15 protein-coding genes are annotated in these 19,660 nt (G+C 32.8%); 3 read left to right on the top strand and 12 right to left on the bottom strand.

Annotation, left to right across the window (positions count from 1 at the left end):
* Positions 1-9: 9 nt before the first annotated feature.
* From CELLY_RS15065 to CELLY_RS15015, 11 genes are all read right to left on the bottom strand, one after another.
* Complete coding sequence (locus tag CELLY_RS15065; RefSeq protein ID WP_013622559.1) at positions 10-1,494, bottom strand: calcineurin-like phosphoesterase C-terminal domain-containing protein; 1,485 nt, start codon at positions 1,492-1,494, stop codon at positions 10-12.
* A gap of 10 nt (positions 1,495-1,504) precedes the next feature.
* Positions 1,505-2,935, bottom strand: a complete 1,431-nt coding sequence (locus tag CELLY_RS15060) for a SusD/RagB family nutrient-binding outer membrane lipoprotein (RefSeq protein WP_013622558.1) — start codon at positions 2,933-2,935, stop codon at positions 1,505-1,507.
* Positions 2,936-2,953: 18 nt separating this feature from the next.
* Positions 2,954-6,412 carry a SusC/RagA family TonB-linked outer membrane protein gene (locus CELLY_RS15055; protein ID WP_052306525.1) on the bottom strand — a complete coding sequence of 1,153 codons (3,459 nt, stop codon included), beginning with the start codon at positions 6,410-6,412 and terminating at the stop codon, positions 2,954-2,956.
* Between the two features lie 115 nt (positions 6,413-6,527).
* Positions 6,528-7,466 carry a FecR family protein gene (locus CELLY_RS15050; RefSeq protein ID WP_013622556.1) on the bottom strand — a complete coding sequence of 313 codons (939 nt, stop codon included), beginning with the start codon at positions 7,464-7,466 and terminating at the stop codon, positions 6,528-6,530.
* A gap of 109 nt (positions 7,467-7,575) precedes the next feature.
* A complete protein-coding gene (locus CELLY_RS15045) occupies positions 7,576-8,154 on the bottom strand; it encodes an RNA polymerase sigma-70 factor (RefSeq protein WP_013622555.1) in 579 nt (192 codons plus the stop codon).
* A gap of 113 nt (positions 8,155-8,267) precedes the next feature.
* Positions 8,268-8,585, bottom strand: a complete 318-nt coding sequence (locus CELLY_RS15040) for a DUF6787 family protein (protein ID WP_013622554.1) — start codon at positions 8,583-8,585, stop codon at positions 8,268-8,270.
* A 32-nt stretch (positions 8,586-8,617) separates the two neighbouring features.
* On the bottom strand, positions 8,618-9,070 hold the full coding sequence (locus tag CELLY_RS15035) for a DUF6146 family protein (protein WP_013622553.1): 453 nt from the start codon (positions 9,068-9,070) through the stop codon (positions 8,618-8,620).
* Positions 9,071-9,151: 81 nt separating this feature from the next.
* Positions 9,152-9,796, bottom strand: coding sequence for a DUF937 domain-containing protein (locus tag CELLY_RS15030; RefSeq protein WP_013622552.1), 645 nt, complete (start codon positions 9,794-9,796; stop codon positions 9,152-9,154).
* An 82-nt stretch (positions 9,797-9,878) separates the two neighbouring features.
* Positions 9,879-10,832, bottom strand: a complete 954-nt coding sequence (locus CELLY_RS15025) for an NAD(P)-dependent oxidoreductase (RefSeq protein WP_013622551.1) — start codon at positions 10,830-10,832, stop codon at positions 9,879-9,881.
* Positions 10,833-10,859: 27 nt separating this feature from the next.
* The gene (serC, locus tag CELLY_RS15020; RefSeq protein WP_013622550.1) at positions 10,860-11,924 is read right to left on the bottom strand and encodes a 3-phosphoserine/phosphohydroxythreonine transaminase; all 1,065 of its coding nucleotides are present in this window, start codon (positions 11,922-11,924) and stop codon (positions 10,860-10,862) included.
* A gap of 161 nt (positions 11,925-12,085) precedes the next feature.
* Complete coding sequence (locus tag CELLY_RS15015) at positions 12,086-13,147, bottom strand: acyl-CoA reductase (protein WP_013622549.1); 1,062 nt, start codon at positions 13,145-13,147, stop codon at positions 12,086-12,088.
* An 87-nt stretch (positions 13,148-13,234) separates the two neighbouring features.
* Here CELLY_RS15015 and CELLY_RS15010 point away from each other — a divergent pair, with 87 nt between their 5' ends.
* Positions 13,235-13,588, top strand: a complete 354-nt coding sequence (locus tag CELLY_RS15010; RefSeq protein ID WP_013622548.1) for a 4Fe-4S dicluster domain-containing protein — start codon at positions 13,235-13,237, stop codon at positions 13,586-13,588.
* 86 nt (positions 13,589-13,674) lie between these two features.
* On the opposite strand, the gene CELLY_RS15005 is transcribed toward CELLY_RS15010, so the two are convergent.
* On the bottom strand, positions 13,675-16,365 hold the full coding sequence (locus CELLY_RS15005) for a TonB-dependent receptor (protein ID WP_013622547.1): 2,691 nt from the start codon (positions 16,363-16,365) through the stop codon (positions 13,675-13,677).
* A gap of 108 nt (positions 16,366-16,473) precedes the next feature.
* On the opposite strand from CELLY_RS15005, the gene ychF reads away from it, so the two are divergent.
* Both ychF and CELLY_RS14995 read left to right on the top strand, forming a co-directional pair.
* The gene (gene ychF / locus CELLY_RS15000) at positions 16,474-17,568 is read left to right on the top strand and encodes a redox-regulated ATPase YchF (protein ID WP_013622546.1); all 1,095 of its coding nucleotides are present in this window, start codon (positions 16,474-16,476) and stop codon (positions 17,566-17,568) included.
* Positions 17,569-17,797: 229 nt separating this feature from the next.
* Complete coding sequence (locus CELLY_RS14995; protein ID WP_013622545.1) at positions 17,798-19,654, top strand: DNA topoisomerase IV subunit B; 1,857 nt, start codon at positions 17,798-17,800, stop codon at positions 19,652-19,654.
* The last annotated feature ends 6 nt before the right edge of the window (positions 19,655-19,660 follow it).

Raw genomic sequence — 19,660 nt, 5'->3', positions numbered from 1 at the left:
TTTGTAATGTTATACTGTTTGTGAGTATTTATTTCCAAACCTATCTGTAACCTCAACAGTAATAGTTTTTGCTTTTTCATTTGGGGTAAAAAAGAACATATGATCATTTAGTTGTGGCTCTACCCAGGATCTTCTTTTAGGTAATTTTGGTCCAGTATGTAGTTTAATACTAAGCGGATCTAAAGCCATAATTTTAGATACGTCAGTTTTTTTAATTCCGTCTTCATACCAACAAATTTGCCATTCCGGATCCCAGTTCCACACATTTAAACACCATTTATCCTTATGGTCTGGATGTTCTCCTTTTTTATAGACTGTAAACTGGTAATTTTTATCGTGTCCAATAGATTTATAATACCATTTAAAATCTGAACCTTTTGCAGAGTATACGCCATAGCCACTAGGAGTTCCGTCCCAACAAATAGGGCCACTCCACCAAGCACCACAAACGGTTCCATGACAATGCTCAAACCTGTTTTTAGCAACCATATTATCATTAAAATGAGTATGACCAGACATTAAATGAGTATTGTAAGGTTCTAGTATTTTGTATAAATATGCTCTGTTACTAACAACACCTCCCATTACATCTCTTTCTGGATAACGGCGTACTGCACCGGTATAAGTTGGTATATGTAATGATACCACAACTGTTGTTCCTGGTTCTACAAAACTTAAGTCTTGCTCTAACCAAGCAAGTTGTTCTTCATTTATATAACCAATGTATTTTTTATCCTGACCAATAAAAAATACATCGTCTAAAACAACATAGTGTATTTCTCCACGATTAAAAGAGTAGTATGTTGGACCAAAAAGAGATTCAAAGGTAGTTGTTGTCATTTTATCACTACGCACATTTAAATCCATATCATGATTACCAATAACTTGGTAAAAAGGTACATTTGTATTTTTTATAGATTGGTTATAGTCTTTAAATAATTCTAGTTTATCAAAAACTAAGTCGCCACATCCAATACCAAATGTATTAGGATGATTTATATCTTTTACGGTGTTAATAAAATCTGGTGTAGCAACGTCTAACAATTGCTGGGCCTCATATTTACTTTGTATTTGAGGGTCTGCAAGTAATAAAAAATGATGTTCATTATCTGAAACTACACTAGGTGTTAGCTGAAACAAAAATTCATTATTTTTTTTAGTAGCATCTATAGGTTTAAAAAAATCTGCAGAACCATTGTCTAGTTGGTTTATTTTATACCCTGCAGGTTGTGTAATGTATACAAACTTACTGTTGTTATTGCTTAAAAAATTAAAATTACCATTTTGGTCTGTAAGCACAATTTGCTGTCCGTCTGTAACTTGAACATTAGCAACACCTTTACCATTTGTAGTAACTCGCCCATTAATTTTAATAGGCTTATTGGTTACTAATTGCTCTTTGGTATTTGCAAAAATGGGAGATAAGCCACCAATTGTAGATATACCACCAGCAGTAATTCCTAATTTTTTTAAAAATTTTCTTCTATTTTCCATTATGTGCTTTTTAGTTGTTATCCCACCAAACTTTTACATTAATTTCATTGCCTCCAATACGGTTTACAGCTTCTTGGTAATTGTCGCTATTTAAAGTACTAGCAGCAATTGGATAGAAAAAGCGACTTGGCATTTTTTTGTCATTAAACATAGCATCAGTAGTAGGCAAAACAGGAAACCCAGTTCTTCTGTGCTCAAACCAAGATTGATAATCTGTTAAATATAAAGCGTAGTATTTTTGTAACATTATGCGTTCTAGCGTATTATTGTAAGCTGCATCTGAATTGTTAAAATAGTCACTAGGAACCTCTGCACCCCATAATTCTATAGCAGCAGTAACACCGTTGTTATAAGCAATTTCTGCATTAGTTAAATAGCCTTTTTGTGCTAGTTCAGCTTTAATAAATTCTACTTCTGAATATGTCATAAGAGGAATAATCATTGGAGCTATTATTTGCTCTTGGTTTATACCAGAAGCACTAGCAATATTGTCTGGTAACGGATTATTACTAAAATCTATAGGTTGACCAATGTATCCTAAATCTTCATCATTTATACCTCTTGCTGGTGTAGCGTATATGCTTCTACGCGGGTCGTTAAATTTGTTTAAATTATCTATAAAAAAATCGCCATAATACCTAAATAAACCAAAATCTGAAGCTCTGTCCCAAGGAGATAGATTAGGGGCTTCACCTGTTACGTTTAATACAGCTGCATCTTCATTAGAAGTAAAAACAGGATATTTGCTAGGGTTATTTAGTATTGAAACCATTTCTTGGTAAGTGTCTTTTTTACCAGAAATACGTAGTAGTAAGCGTAAGCGTAATGAGTTTGTAAACTTTTGCCATTTAGTTACATCATTATCAAAAAGAATATCATTTTCATAAACCATACCCACAGATGTATCATACAAATTATTAGCCTGTTCTAAATTTGCTAATAACTGTGTGTATATTTCTTCTTGTGTACTAAATTTAGGGAAAAGAATACCAGTTTCAGCTTGTAAAGCTTCGGTCATAGGAATATCACCAAAAGTATCTGTTAGTATAGAGAAAGCATAGGTTTTTAAGGTTAAAGCAACCGCTTGGTAGTTTACTTTTTCTTCTAATACAGCAGCTTTTTCCATTTCTACAATATTGGTAAGCGCTTTGTAATAATCTCTCCATAAAGAGGCTCCTATATCTGTTCTTAAGTCATATAAAAATGGTTGTCCAGATAAATCATCTATTCTATAAAAAACCTGCATTAGGCCAAAATTGTTATTACGAGCTTCATTAGCATTACGTACTGCTAAGGAATAAATAATTGGATTAATGGCGCTACCAGCTGTTATGTTTTCTAGTTTGTTTGGATCTGTATTTGTTTCTTCAAAATCTGATGTACAAGAAATTAGTTGCACTAAGATTAAACTTGAAAAAAGTAAAAATTTTATAGTTTTCATAGTATATATTGTTATGTGTTATAATCCTAATTTTACATTAAACCCAAATTCTGTTGCAACAGGTAATTGTCCTACTTCTACACCTGTAAAAATATTTGTGCCACCTGCCTGTGCAGCAACTTCTGGATCATAAATAGGAAAGTCTGTCCATACGCCCAAGTTTCTTCCGTAAACAGAACAACTAGCGCTAGATATAAATAGCGATTTTAAAAATTTAGCAGGAACTTTATATTCTAAACTAACCTCTCTTAACTTTACAAAAGAAGCATCAAAACTATTGGCTTCTGTATTTACACGTTCATAATGCTTATCATAATACACCGCAATTGGTAAAGGAGTAGTGTTTGGTCTGTAAGTACCATCTCCGTTATCTACAACACCCTTGCCTATAAGTTCACCTTCTTCACGACCACGTAAAGTGTGTTTTAGTTTTCCTTGCTGAGTTAATTTATGGTGTGTGTGAGAGTAAATTACACCTCCATATTGGCCATCTATGACCATATTAAGTCTAAGGTTTTTGTATTTAAAAGAATTAATGAAGCCCGCACGCCAATCTGGAGTAGTTTCTCCTATATAAATGTCATCATCAGTTTTTATAGGGTAACCATTGTCTGTGTATAAAATATCTCCGTTTTCATTTCTTTCAAAACCTCTACCGTATAAAGCTGTTGCAGATTCACCTTCTTTAGCAACAAGCCTAGCATTAGAAGAGCTCATCATTTGTAATTTGCCTTCTAGTCTGTCATCTAAACTCATTACTTTACTTTTATTAGTAGACCACGTCATTGTAGTATTCCAGTTAAAGTTTTTAGTTTTTACAGGAGTTGCTTTTAAAGACAATTCTACACCTCTATTGCGTACTTCGCCAGAATTAATCCAAGCGTAACTATAACCGCTACTTTGCGCTAATGGAACTTTTAAAATTTGATTATCTGTAAACGTTTCATAAACAGCAGCATCTAAACTTAATCTGTTTTTTAATAAGCGAAGATCTAAACCAGCCTCATAACTTGTAGTTTGCTCTGGCTTTAATTCTGTATTATATAAAGTAGTAGGTGCCACTGCAGAACTCGCAAATTCATAACCGCTTCTGCCAAAGTATTTTTTAGTGCTATAACGTGGTGCATCATTACCAACTTTAGCGTAAGAAAAACGAAGTTTAGCAAAATCTATAGCAACTGGTAGTGTAAATATTTCATTTAAAAGTATGCTGGCATTTGCAGATGGGTAAAAGAACGACCAGTTTTCTTTTGGTAATGTACTAGACCAGTCATTACGTCCGGTAATATCTAAAAATAACTTATTATTAAAGCCTAATGATAACATTCCGTAAAGGCTATTTACTTTTTCATTTCCTTCATACTCATTTGTAAAAAGGTTTGTACCATTAACAAGGTTGTAAATGCCAGGTGTTTCTAAACCAACGGTCCAAGAATCTAATCTGTTGTACTTGTAAACCATTGCATTTGCACCTACAGAAGCATTTAAGTCTATGTTTTTAATATTGTTATTATAGGTAAGTAAAAAATCAGAATTAACTTCTCTTTTAAAAATACTAGTTGTTTTATAATAACCAGTTTTATACCTGTTTATATCATATGGTCTACGTTGTTCTGCATTTTTGTTGTAAGAGTTTAAAGAGGTTCTCAGCATTAAATCTAACTTAGGAGTAAGATTAATATCTGCACGTATGTTACCAGTAACAGCATCATGTTCTAATGTGTTTTCTACCTCATATGCAATACCGTAAGGGTTGTCTATATAACTACTATAAGGTCTTATCATACTTAAACCCTCTTTATCTTTTTTCCAAATAGGTCTGTACCAATCTAAGTTTACATTAGGATTCTGAAAAATCATAAAATAAGCTATAGAGTGGTTGTTGTAACCAGTTCCAGGAAGGTTATCACTATTTCTGTCTCTATAATTAACAACAGAACTAATTTTTACGTTATCTGTTATTTGGTATTTACTATTTACAGATATTGAAAGCTGATTAAAACCAGTGTTTGGCATAATCCATTCATTTTTAGAATGTGTAAGAGATGCACGCATACTTCCTTTGTCATTACCACCCTGAATTGCTAAATTTTGAGTTAGTGTGCTACCTACACGCCAAAAATCACTTCTATTATTTTTGTATGGTTGCCACAATTGACGCTCTAATGATTGTCCCTCAACAGTTGGGTCGTACTGAAAATAATATTGCCCTTCAAACTTAGGACCAAAAGCACTACTACTACCAGCGGTACTTTTTCCGTCTTCAGAAGCTCCGTAAGTGTAGTAAGTACTACCATCTGGTTTTAGATAGCTTCCTTTACCACTACCTTGTCCATATTTATATTGGTAATCTGGGTATCTAGTAACTACATCAAACTTGGTATTAGAACTATACGTAATTCCTAAGCCTTGTTGTTTTTTTCCAGATTTTGTTGTGATGATAACTACACCGTTTGCTGCTCTAGAACCGTATAAAGCAGCTGCGCCAGCGCCTTTTAATACAGATACACTTTCTATATCCTCAGGGTTAAGGTCAGATATTCCGTTACCTAAATCTACAGGCGTATCGTTAGATGCATCACCTCCCATATAGGAATTACTTGCACCTGTAGATGCTAAACCACTAGTAACAGGAACACCATCTACAACAACCAAAGCAGCATTGTTGCCTGGATTTAAAGAGCTGTCTCCTCTTAACTTTATCTCTTGAGAATTTAATGGTCCGCCTAAAGATTGAATATTTAAACCAGGAACCTTTCCGCGTAAAGCATCAGACCAGTTATTAGGGCGTGCGTCTGTTAATTGTTCTCCTTTAACGGTTTGTTGTGCATAACCTAATTTTTTTTCTTCTCTTTTAATACCCAAAGCTGTTACAACTACTTCGTTTAAGGCATTAACGTTTTCTTCTAAAATTATTTGGTAAAAAGAGCGGTTATCTGTTGTAATTTCCTTAGACTCAAACCCCATATAATTAACAATTAGGGTGGTAGCTTGCACATTAATGTCTAAAGAAAATTTACCATCAAAATCTGTTGTTGTGCCAGTTTTAGCTCCTTTAATAAGCACACTTGCTCCAGCTAATGGTATGTTATCTTTATCAATAACAATTCCTTTAATTGTCTTTAACTGTTCGGTTTTTTTAGCAACAGTTATTGTCTTATTAATAACTTTAAACGCAATTTTTTCTTCTTCACTAAGTTTTGCTAATATTTCTTTAAGTGTAGTATTAGTGTAATTGTAGTTTTTTTTGGTAGTAGATTTAACAATGCTATTATCATAAACAAAGGTGTATTCTGTTTTGTTTTCTATTGCTTTAAAAACCTTGTCTAAACTAACTTTATTTAAAATTACTGATATTTTTTCTGGTTGATTAAAACCCAACACTATGTTGGATGTTAATACAAGACTAATGACAAAATATAGTTTTATATATGATTTGAGTTTTTTCATTAGCTTTTTTTGTAAATTTGATTTCATTTTGGCTTTTTAGTGTTAACTGATAAGTCTTTATTAAAGTTTTTTTCAAGTTTTAGGCTTGAAGATTCATTATAGCCCATTACTGTTCCCGCAGAAATGGGTTTTTTTATTTGTGTTACATAGGCATTTCTTCTTTTTTAGTTTTTAGAATTGTTATTTGGTTGTTTGTAATAGTATATTCAATGTTTTTTAGGAATTTAATACTTTCCAATACCTCAATTAATTTTGGATTTTTATAAGTACCCGTAAGTTTTAGTGATTCTAAATCTTGGTCTTTAATTGTAATTTTTACATTAAACCAGTTCTCTAATTTTTCTGAAACTTCTTTTAGGTTATTGTCTTTAAACCACAAAGTATTTTTGGTCCAAGCATTGTAATTGTTAGAGTTACTTGTGCTTTTTTCTAAATTAGAAGAACCATAAACATAAGTAGCGCTTTGATTTTTTGTTAAAAACAGTTGTTTACTTAAATCTGTAATCATTTGTACCTTTACCTTTCCTGTGTTTACAGTTACTTTAGCATTGTTTTTAGGGTAGGAGCTTATATTAAAAGATGTACCTAATACTGTAGTTTTTATGGTATTAGTTTCTACGCTAAAAGGGTTTAGGCTGTCTTTAGTAACCTTAAAAAATGCTTCACCATTTAGTGTTACATTTCTGTTATTTGTAAATTCTTTAGCGTAAGAAATACTACTTTTCGAATTTAGAAAAATAGAACTTCCATCTGGTAGCGTTATATTTTTTCGTTCTCCTTTTACTGTGGCATAGGTTACTATGGTTTCTTTAGTAATAGTATGTATAACAAATGTACCTAAGCTTATAAATAGTATTATTGCAGCAGCAATTTTCACAAAAGTTGTTTTTTTAGACTGCTTAACGGTTTTTGCCTTAATGGCGTTAAACATTTTTTGCTTTCGTGCTTCATTAGTAATTTCTGTGTTTACTTCTTTATCTTGTAATGAATCAAAAAAGGTAGAAACAATATTTTCTTCTTTTTTAGATGCTGTACCTTTAGCAAACTTTTCTGTAATTTTTATAAATTCTTCTTTCTTCAATGTTATTGCTTTTACTAGGTAGTCACAAAAACATAGGAGTACACGTAAGCAATTTTTTAAAAAATGAGCCTTTTAACAATTGGTTAATCTGCGGATTATTTTAGTGATATTAAGTTAACATTAGAATAATGCTAGCGTAAAGAGAAGTGGTGCTTAAATTATTTTTTAAGTGTTTAATAGCATTACTAATATGCGTTTCTACAGTGCGTATAGATAAGTTTAGTTTTTCTGCTATTTCTGCATTTGTAAGATCATCAAACCTACTCATAATAAATACTTTTTTGCATTTATCGGGTAGTGTAGCAATCACAGAGTTTATTTCTTGCTGGAGTTCTTTATATTCTACACTGTTTTCTTGAGAACTGTCTGATGGAAGATCTAAAAGCTTAGATAAGTGTATGTTTGTAAATTTTAAATCTCTAATGGCGTTTGCCATTTTGTATTTAACAGATTTAAAAAGGTAGTTTTCTAGTTTATTTACATTTAAACTTTCTCTGCGTTCCCAAAAGTTTATAAAAACTTCTTGTACTATATCTTCACACAATGACTCATCTTCGTAAACTTTAAAAGCGTATAAATAAAGTCTTTTCCAATATGTGTTAAATATAGTCTCATAGGCATTTATATTGCCTTTATATACTTCTTTTAAAAGCAGTTGTTCGTTAAATTGATTTTGGTTTACTAGCATTTAGGGGACACTATCTAATACTTTACAAAAGAAAGTGTATCTATATAGCAAACAAAAACCTTAAGATTAAGACTTGGTTAATAAATTGTTATTAGAGGATTTATTGCAAATTTTTATTTAAAAAAACGACCAAAACCAAGTCTAGAGAGCATCTTTTTTTCAAAAGCCCAAAAGAATTTGAACTGACCAAATAGCCAACCAAAAGCAACTAGTAGTATTTGATATATTGGAAATATAATTAGTATACGAACTGTCCAATACAAAATTGAAAAATACCAATCTGATGGGAAAATTTCTCTTGTAAAGCCTATAAAGTCCAGAAAAGGTCTTGCAATTTTTAAAGAAGAAGAACCTGTTAGGGCAAATACAATAAGTATCATAACAATGGCGAAATTAGAATCTATTCCCCAGCGTTGTTTTAATTTTTCCATAATAGCATTTAATCGACCGCAAATATAACAGCTTATATGCGAGGAACAAAATGGCCTAGACGTTGATTGTATTTTCTTTGAAAATAAATAAAGTAATTGTAGAGTTTATAATTTACTTCATAACCATAATCTATGTTTGCAGAATAGTTAATTTGCATTTCATATAAATTTGGATTAAATCTAAAGGGTTGTGTAACTCTTTGGTTCCATTCTGTAACATATAAACGGTTTCTTGTTTCTAAATAACTCTGTGAATAGTATTGTTCTGGCCTAGCAAAACTTACTAGCCAAGCATTAAAACCTGGGTCTATAATTGTTATTTCATACTCAGACTCATCATCAGCTATAACAACAGGGTCTCCATTTTTTTGTTCAAATACATCTTTTTCTGCGTCAGATATTAATACAGTTTCTTTGGTACTAGTACAATTTAGAAATAGGTTAGCGGAAATTAATAAACTAACTAAATAAATTTTCTTTTTCATAGCATCTGTATTTATTCTAATATACAAAAAAAAAGCCACTCGATTTTGTCAAGTGGCTTATATAAGTTTGTTAAAACGTGTTTATTTTCCAAAAAGTCCGCCTAAAAGGCCTCCAATTCCAGAACCACCACCTTTGTTACTTCCTCCAAGAACCATACCGGCAACATCATCTAAAATACTACCATCTCCGTCAGAGTCTAAAAAAGACTCTATTAAAGATTGTTCTTTATTGCTGTTTTCATCACTTCCTAGTAAACCTCCTAAAAGATTTCCTATACCGTTAGACTCAACAACATTTTCGTTTCTTGCTTGTTTACCTAAAACACCCATTAAAAGTGGTGCAGCAACTTTTAAAATAGTAGCAACAGTATCAGAACTTACACCAGCTTTTTGACTTAGTGCATTTTCTACCTGTGGTTGTTTAGCTCCTAATACGTGGTTAAGTATTCCTTGACCGTCGTTCATTACATTGTCATCTACACCGCCACCAAATAAACTTCCAAGGTTGTCTAAAATACTACCATCATGTTTATTTGTTAAAGCACTCATAAGTCCTTGCGCACCTTCTGGAGTAGCTGTGTTTTTTTTCATTGCACCCATTAGTAAAGGTAGTGCCATGCTAAGTACACCTGCTGTTTTTTGTTCTGATTCTCCAGCCTGTCCTGCAACACCTTTAATAATTTGCGAGCCAATTGGGCTATTTAATAAGTCTAATAATCCTGACATTTGATTTGTTTAGTTAATGTTTAATAATGCTTCAATTTACAAAAAAAATAAATGCTATTATAGAATAACCGATAATCTGCACTTATTTTAGTAAACTTACAATTTGAGCAGCTAATTCTTCTCCAATTCTATTTTGAGCTTCATTAGTAGCAGCGCCAATATGCGGAGTTAAAGAAATTTTAGGGTGCATTAATATTCTTATTTCAGGATTAGGTTCAGATTCAAATACATCTAAACCAGCAAAAGCAACTTTATTTTCTTCTAAAGCATCTACAAGTGCAACTTCATCTAAAGCGCCACCACGAGCAGCATTTATAATACCAACACCGTCTTTCATTTTATCAAAATCACTATCAGCAATAGTGTAATTTGCTTGTGCAGGAACATGAACTGTAATAAAATCTGATTCTTTTAAAAGTGTATCTTTTGGTGTGTTTTTTAAATTAAAGGAAACTGTTTGTCCATCAAAAAAAGGCACTGTAACAGTAGCTTCATCTACCTGCGTATCATGGTAAATTACTTTCATGCCAACACCAAGTGCTATTTGGGCTGTAGCTTTACCAATTTTACCAAAACCAATAATACCTATTGTTTTACCTCTTAGTTCTACACCTTTAGCGTAGGCCTTTTTAAGTTGTTTAAACTTGCTATCACCCTCTAAGGGCATTATACGATTGGCATCATATAAATAACGTACACCATTGTATAAATGTGCAAATACAAGTTCTGCTACAGAAGCAGAAGAAGCAGAAGGTGTATTAATAACGTGTAAGCCTTTTTCTTTTGCGTAATCTACATCAATATTATCCATACCAACGCCACCACGACCAATTAATTCTAGAGTAGGGCAGTTGTCTATAATATCTTTTTTTACCTGGGTGGCACTACGTACTATTAACCCAGCAATTTTATGTTCATTAATATAATTAGCAAGCTGTTCTTGTGCTACAGTAGTGGTAATTACTTTAAAACCAGCTTTTTCTAATGCGTCTATACCGTTTTGTGATATACCGTCGTTTGCTAATATTTTTTTCATACGTAATCTTAAATTATTTATAACAATTTATGCTTTTCTTTCTAAGTCGCTCATAACATCTACCAAAGTACCTACGCTATCTAAAGACAATGCATTGTACATAGAAGCTCTGTAGCCGCCAACAGATCTGTGGCCATTAATACCATTAATACCAGCCTCTTTACACATAGTATCAAAAGTTTCTTTTAATTTTTCATCTGTTAAATTAAAAGTGGCATTCATATTAGAACGGTCTGCTTTTTCTGCAAAACCTTTAAATAATGGGTTTAAATCTATTTCGGAATATAAAAGCTGAGCTTTTTTATCGTTTATTTCTTCAATAGCTTCTATACCTCCAAGGTCTTTTAGCCATTGCATTGTTAACATAGATGTGTAAACAGCAAAAACAGGTGGTGTATTAAACATACTGTCTTTACTAATATGTACTTGGTAGTTTAACATAGAAGGTATTTGTCTTGTTACTTTGCCCAGAACATCTTCTTTTATAACCACTAAAGTAGTACCAGCAGGGCCCATATTTTTTTGCGCCCCAGCATAGATTAAATCAAACTGAGAGAAATCTAATTTACGAGAAAAGATATCTGAACTCATATCACAAACTACAGGGACTTTAGTTTTAGGAAACTCCTTAATTTGTGTTCCAAATATGGTATTGTTAGATGTTAAATGAAAATAATCTAAATCTGCAGGAACCATATAATTTTTAGGTATGTAGTTGTAGTTTTTATCTTTAGAAGATCTTACTTCTACAATTTCACCAAACATTTTAGCTTCTTTAATAGCTTTATCACTCCAAGTACCAGTGTTTAAGTAGCCTGCCTTTGTTTCTAATAAGTTATAGGCAGTCATTAAAAACTGCATACTAGCACCACCTTGTAAAAACAATGCTTTGTATCCTTTGTCTGTTAACCCTAAGTGCTCTAATGCTAAAGATTGTGCAGTTTCCATAACAGTTACAAAATCTTTACTACGGTGAGATATTTCTATTAACGATAAACCAGAACCATTAAAATCTACAACAGCTTCTGATGCTTTAAGTAATACTTCTTGTGGTAAAATACAAGGTCCTGCGCTAAAATTATGCTTTTTCATTAGTATGTGTTTTGTTTGTAATTGGTTTGCTAGCCAATTTATGTTTGCAGCTATAAGTAATTGATTGTTTTTTAATTGTTTATAGCTTTATTAAATTTATTTAAATATAAGGTAAAGGTCTAAATTTTATAACAATACACCTTTTTTAATTTGAATTAATTCTAGGATGTTTTCAACAAGAATTCAACAGTGTCTATATTATCTGCATAGTCTGTTAAACTAGGTTGTTGTGTTTGTCCAAAAGCAACTTCATTCTCTAACAAGCCACTAGCAACAACACATTGTATTTTATTGTTATCATTGGTAAGCTTTTGTTTTAGAGTGTCTAAGGACTCATAATACTCATAAAAAACAGAAGAAATAGGAGAAGCGTAACTTTCATCTTCCTTAATCATCAAAAATCCATTTTCTAAAATATTAAATTCACTCATTAAGTACACAGCTTTATTGTAATCATAATTATTTGCGTACTTAACGTGGTGTATTATGTCTTGTTTAGGGTACATTGCTTTAAAAAAAGCATCAAAATTATATCCTTTAGGAACAAATAGTTTAGAAACACTTCTACAACCCAAGCCATAGTAGGTAAATATGTCTTCAGCAAGATTTTCTAATTGCTCATTGGTTTCGTTGCCAGTTAAAACTGCAACAGAATTTCTGTTTTTTCTTATAATATTTGGTTTTTTACCAAAATAATGCTCAAAATACCTTGCAGTATTATCACTTCCTGTGGCTATAACAGCATCAAACCCCTCTAATCTGCCGTCTACATAAGTAATAGAGTTTGCTAGTTCTGGCAGTTGTTTTATTAAGAATGAAGAAACAAAAGGTAGTAGTATTTTATCGTTAGATGATAACTTAATTAAAGCGGTATTACCTGTTAATATGGTTGCTAAAAAATCGTGAAAACCAACAAGCGGAATGTTACCAGCCATTATTATGGCTACTTTTTTGATTTTCAATAAATTTAAGTCATATGACTTAAACCAATTATTTAAGTTTTTTTGAGTTAATAAATTACTCCAATTTTTTAAGCAAAAAAGAATATTTTCTTCAGTAAACCAACCGTTGTGTAAGCTAGCTGTATGTACTGCGTCTTGTAATTTTAAGACCCATTCATTTGTATTTTCTTCTTGTTTTTCTGAGTTTGCAAATTCGTAATAATCTGCAAACAAAGTTCCTAATTCAGAAAAAGCAACTATTCTATCTTCAAGTTTAGCCATTTTATTTGTATAGTGATTTAATAGGGTTTACCTTTGTGCAAAAGTAGATATACTGATTAAATATCAGTCTAAAAATTGATATAAATTATGGCAATAATAATAACAGACGAATGTATTAATTGTGGAGCTTGCGAGCCAGAATGTCCAAATACAGCAATATATGAAGGTGCAGACGATTGGAGATATGCAGATGGTACATCTTTAGAAGGTACAATTGTTTTACCAAATGGTAAAGAGGTTGATGCTGAAGAGTCTCAAGAGCCTATTAGTGATGAAATTTACTATATATCTCCAGACAAGTGTACGGAGTGTAAAGGATTTCATGAAGAGCCTCAGTGTGCTGCTGTTTGCCCTGTAGACTGTTGTGTGCCGGATGATGACATTGTAGAAACTGAAGAAGAACTTTTAGCAAAGCAACGTTTTATGCACCCAGAAGGGTAGTAGTAAAAGAGTTTTACGTATTATTTATGATAAAAAAAGCGAGGATATTATATCCTCGCTTTTTTGTGTTTGTATATTATCTACTCTTAGAAGTTAAAGTTTATTCTGCTAAAAATATAAGTTCCGTCTGAGCCCATTTGTACAGAATCTGCTAAACCACCTTGATCTGTCCATCCATCAAATTGTGGAGTAGGGTACTCATTAAATAAGTTATTAGCACCAACTGTAAGTTTTAAATTTTTACAAAACTGATAGCCAATACTTAAATCTACAACTAGTGCAGCTTCATAAATATCTGTAGCTACTGGGTATAATAAATCTGCTTCTGCTTGTGTAGTTGCAGGTGTATCTACCCACTGAAAATCTTGCAATTCTACTTCGCTAAACTGCGTTAAAGTAGCTTGTGCGTTAAACTTAGGAGTAGAATATCCTAGGTTAAGTCCAAATTTATAATCTGGTGCAGCGGCTTCTAAATAAGCTTGAGAAAAAGGTCCAAAGAAAGTAAATTCATTTAAATTGCCATTGTGTATTTCTTTTACCTCTAAATCATTAAAGTTACCAATTAGTCCAATATTAGCTTTTCCGTTTGCGCCAATTGCAGTAGTGTAATTAAGCACAATATCTAAACCAGTAGTTCTGGTATCTACGCCATTTGCAAAAAATTGTGCTGCATCTACACCTAAAGGTCCAAGTACAGTTTGGTCTGTAAAGTTATCCGTTAAAATAATACGGTCATCAACAGCAATAGAATAAGCGTCTATAGTTGCAGAAAAACCGCCATTTGTATAAGTAAACCCTAAACTAGCATTTACTGCTTTTTCTTCGTTTAACCGTCCTATTCCAAAAGCCTTTGTTACTGTGCTGTTATTAGCAGATAGTAAAGAAGGTACAGATTTGCCAGCAACAATATTTGTAAATATTAAGTTGTAGTATAGTTGCGCTAAAGAAGGCGCTCTAAAACCTGTAGAAACAGATCCTCTAAAAGCTAAATTATCATTAACCTTATATCTACTTGCTAGTTTAAAGTTAAAAGTGTTACCAAAATCACTATAGTTTTCATAACGTAAGGCGCCACCAACCATAAATTGGTCGCTAACATTTAACTCAGAATCTACATAAATACCGTAATTGGTTCTGCTGCGGTCTACCTCATTAGCAGGGCTGTATCCCGGAAAACCTTGCGAGCTTCCTGGTAAATCATCTCCGTTACTGTCTTGAGCTGCAGTTTGTGTAGCAGGATTTGTAAGTACTACGCCATTTTCATCATATAAGGAGTAAGAAGCTTCTTCACCAGAAAAAATACCAAAGTTTTCTGTGCGGTATTCAAATCCGTATGCAACGTTTAAACCGGCTGCAACATCTTCAAAATACTTATTAAGTTCTAATCCTGTTGTATTCATAGAAAGGTAGTGTCCTCCTGCATCAAAATCCGTAGGAGAAGCATCTTGCATAGAAGCGTTGTTTGTATTTTTTACAAAATAATGAAAGTTGTTTTTACCGTAAGTATTGTTAAAATCTACGTTCCATCCATTTTTAGTTTTGCTTCTAACACCTGCAGAAACAGAAACATCTGTAATTAATGATGTAATTTGAGGAGTAAACCCGTCTGGATATAAGCTAGGTACGGCTCTATTGTCGCCATCCGCAAAACCATCTCTAGAAAATGCATTGGCGTTAGTGTCTCTATAGTTTCTACCACCAAAGGCGTAAACTTCAGTATTTTCATCAATAGGAACTGCAGAATTAATCATAAAATTAAAACCATCTATTGCAGCGCCACCATAACCTTTTCTCCAGCTAAATCCTGGTCTAAGTGTTTTTTCTTTAGATAAAAATTCGGTTGTAACATTAAAGAAACCGCCATTTTCGCCAAGAGCCATACCGTAATTAAGATCTATTTTGGTGGTTTCTCCATCAAAATTTTTCTCTTTTCCATCCAGTCTGTTTTCACCTTCAACATTATAAAGAGTTTCTCCTGTTTCTTCTGCCCATCCATCTCCAATAGCAGTACTGTAGGCTCCGTATGTAATTCCACCAGAAAATCCGTTAGTGTTATTTTTTAGTACAATATTTATTACACCAGCAATGGCATCAGATCCATACTGTGCAGAGGCGCCATCTCTTAAAACTTCAATTCTTTTAATTGCAGAAGCAGGAATAGCATTTAAATCTGTACCAGAGTTACCACGACCTCTAGTTCCAAAAATGTTTACCAAAGAAGATTGGTGTCTTCTTTTTCCGTTTACTAGTACCAGTGTTTGGTCTGGGCCTAAACCTCTTAAACTAGCAGGTACAATATGGTCTGCACCATCAGAACCCGACTGTTTTGTTGCGTTAAAAGAAGGAGCTGCGTATTGTAAAATATCGTTAACTTCTACTTTTCCTGTATTAGAGGCTATTTCTGCAACATCTAACACATCTATTGGTACTGCCGTGTCTGTTGCAGTACGCTTAGGGCTTCTAGAGCCAACCAGTTGTATTTCATCTAGCAGCATACCCTCAGACAAGGTTACATTAATAGTTGTTTTACCAGAAACGCTTATTTCTTGTGTAGTAAAGCCTATGTAACTAAAAATTAGTGTGGCATTTGCTTGGGCATCAATAGTATATTTACCATCAAAATCTGTAGATGTTCCGTTTGTTGTGCCTTTTTCAAGAATGTTTACTCCGGCTAGTGGTGCTCCTTCATCATCTACCACAGTACCTGTGATTGTAGATTGACTAAACGCGAACGAGAAGCATAAAAGACTAAAAATAAGAATGCAATTTTTTTTCATATAGGTTGATATTTAGGTTTTTATAAATCTAAAGGTAATGAAAAACGTTTTATTTGTTCTTGAAAATTTATAAATGGTATATTTGCGGCACTAAAAATAGAATTTGAAATGAAAGCAGGTATTGTTGGATTGCCAAACGTAGGGAAATCTACCCTTTTTAATTGTTTATCTAATGCAAAAGCGCAAAGCGCAAATTTTCCGTTTTGTACTATAGAGCCTAATATTGGTGTTGTTAATGTACCAGATGCAAGGTTGCAAAAATTAGAAGAATTGGTGAACCCAGAGCGTGTTTTGCCAGCAACTGTAGAGATTGTAGATATTGCAGGTCTTGTAAAAGGTGCAAGTAAAGGAGAAGGTTTAGGAAATCAGTTTTTAGGAAACATTAGAGAAACTGATGCTATTTTACACGTATTACGCTGCTTTAATAATGATAATATTGTACACGTAGATGGTTCTGTAGATCCTATTAGAGATAAAGAAACCATAGATATGGAATTGCAGTTAAAAGATTTGGAAACTGTAGATAAAAAGCTAGAAAAAGTAAAACGTACTGCTAAAACAGGAAATAAAGAGGCGCAGAAAGAAGAGGCTATTCTTTTAAAGTTAAAAGAAGGATTAGAAGCTGGAGTTTCTGTTAGAGCTATAGAGGTTGAAGAAAAAGACCATTTAGAGTATGTTAAGCCACTACAGTTTATTACAGATAAGCCAGTAATGTATGTTTGTAATGTAGATGAAGATGCAGCTGTAAATGGTAATGAATATGTAGAAAAAGTTAAAGAAGCTGTAGCTAAAGAAAATGCAGAAGTTATTTTCTTAGCAGTAGGTACAGAAGCAGATATTACAGAGTTAGATAGTTATGAGGAGCGCCAAATGTTTTTAGAAGATTTAGGTTTAGAAGAGCCTGGTTCTGCTAAGTTAATTAGAGGGGCTTATAAATTATTAAATTTAGAGACCTATTTTACTGCAGGTGTTAAAGAGGTTAGAGCTTGGACTATACCAATTGGTGCCACTGCACCACAAGCTGCAGGTGTTATACATACAGATTTTGAAAAAGGTTTTATACGTGCAGAAGTTATTGCTTATAATGACTATGTTACTTACGGTAGCGAAGCTAAAGTTAAAGAAGCAGGAAAAATGCGTGTAGAAGGTAAAGAGTATATTGTAAAAGATGGAGATGTTATGCACTTTAGATTTAATGTGTAACTATTTACGGAACTAATATATTTTAAAATGCTGTAACCTTGTTGCAGCATTTTTTTGTGCTATAAAGTTAAAATGATGAATTTTTTATCTTATTTCTTAATTGTAACTACTTAATTTCTATATATCAACAAAATTAAATGTACTATTGTTAATTACTTTAAGCTGTAGGTGTTTCATTTTTTTCTAACACTTACTATATTAGCGTGCAAACTGCAATTATCCTAAATCAATGTCAGACAATACTAAATATACTGAAGACAATATTCGTTCCTTAGATTGGAAAGAGCATATACGTATGCGTCCGGGGATGTATATTGGTAAATTAGGCGATGGTTCATCTGCAGATGACGGTATCTATATTCTTTTAAAAGAAGTTTTAGATAACTGTATAGATGAGTTTGTAATGGGTGCAGGAAAAACCATAGAAATTAACATAAAAGATAATTTAGTTAAGGTTCGTGATTATGGTCGTGGTATTCCGCTTGGTAAAGTTGTAGATGTAGTATCTAAGATGAATACAGGTGGTAAGTATGACTCTAAGGCCTTTAAAAAATCTGTTGGTTTAAATGGTGTAGGTACCAAAGCTGTAAATGCACTGTCTAACTTTTTTAAGGTAGAATCATCTAGAGAAGGGCAATCTAAGTGGGCTGAGTTTAGTCAAGGTAATTTAGTTGCAGAAGAAGGCCCTGTAGATAGCTCTAAAAGAAAAGGCACAAAAGTTTCGTTTACACCAGATGAAACTATATTTAAAAACTATAAGTACAGAAATGAGTATGTGGTACGTATGCTTAAAAACTACGTGTACCTAAATCCTGGGTTGACTATAGTTTTTAATGGTGAAAAATATTTTTCTGAAAATGGACTTAAAGATCTTTTGGAGGATAATAATAATGTTGAGGATTTACTGTATCCTATCATTCATTTAAAAGGTGATGATATAGAAATAGCTATAACGCACAGTAAAACGCAATATAGTGAGGAGTATCAGTCCTTTGTTAATGGTCAGCACACTACACAAGGAGGTACTCATCAATCTGCTTTTAGAGAGGCTATAGTAAAAACAATTAGGGATTTTTACGGAAAAAATTATGAGGCTTCAGATATTCGAAAGTCTATTATTTCTGCGGTATCAATAAAAGTAATGGAGCCTGTTTTTGAAAGTCAGACTAAAACAAAACTTGGTTCTACAGATATGGGAGGTAACTACCCAACTGTACGTACTTATATAAATGATTTTGTTGGTAAGTATCTAGATAATTACCTTCATAAAAACCCTGAAACAGCAGAAGCGTTACAGCGTAAAATAATACAAGCAGAACGGGAGCGTAAAGACTTGTCTGGTATTCGTAAGCTTGCAAGAGATAGAGCTAAAAAAGCCAGTCTGCATAATAAAAAGCTGAGAGATTGCCGTGTTCACTTGGGAGATTTAAAAAAGGATAGAAGATTAGAGTCTACCTTATTTATTACCGAGGGAGATTCTGCATCAGGATCTATAACAAAATCTAGGGATGTTAATACACAAGCTGTTTTTAGTTTGCGTGGTAAGCCTTTAAACTCATACGGAATGTCTAAAAAGATAGTGTATGAGAATGAGGAATTTAATTTATTGCAAGCTGCTTTAAACATAGAAGAGTCTATGGAAGATTTGCGTTACAATAATATTGTAATTGCAACAGATGCCGATGTAGATGGTATGCACATTAGATTACTTTTAATAACCTTCTTTTTGCAATTTTTTCCAGAATTAATAAAAGAAAATCATTTGTACATATTGCAAACGCCTCTTTTTAGGGTTCGTAATAAAAAACAAACATATTACTGTTACAGTCCAGAAGAAAAAGCTGAAGCAATAGAAAAATTAACTGGCAAACCAGAAATTACCCGATTTAAAGGTTTGGGTGAAATTTCACCAGATGAGTTTAAACATTTTATTGGTGATGATATTCGTTTAGAACCTGTGATGTTAGACAAGGCAATGTCTATAGAGCAATTGCTTAGTTTTTACATGGGTAAAAATACGCCAGACCGCCAAAAATTTATTATAGAAAATCTTAAAGTAGAACTTGATTTAATCGAGGACAACTAATTATAA

Source organism: Cellulophaga lytica DSM 7489, from assembly GCF_000190595.1.
GTDB lineage: Bacteria > Bacteroidota > Bacteroidia > Flavobacteriales > Flavobacteriaceae > Cellulophaga > Cellulophaga lytica.
The sequence above is the reverse complement of the archived record's forward strand: the minus strand, read 5'-3'. Positions and strand labels throughout refer to the sequence as shown.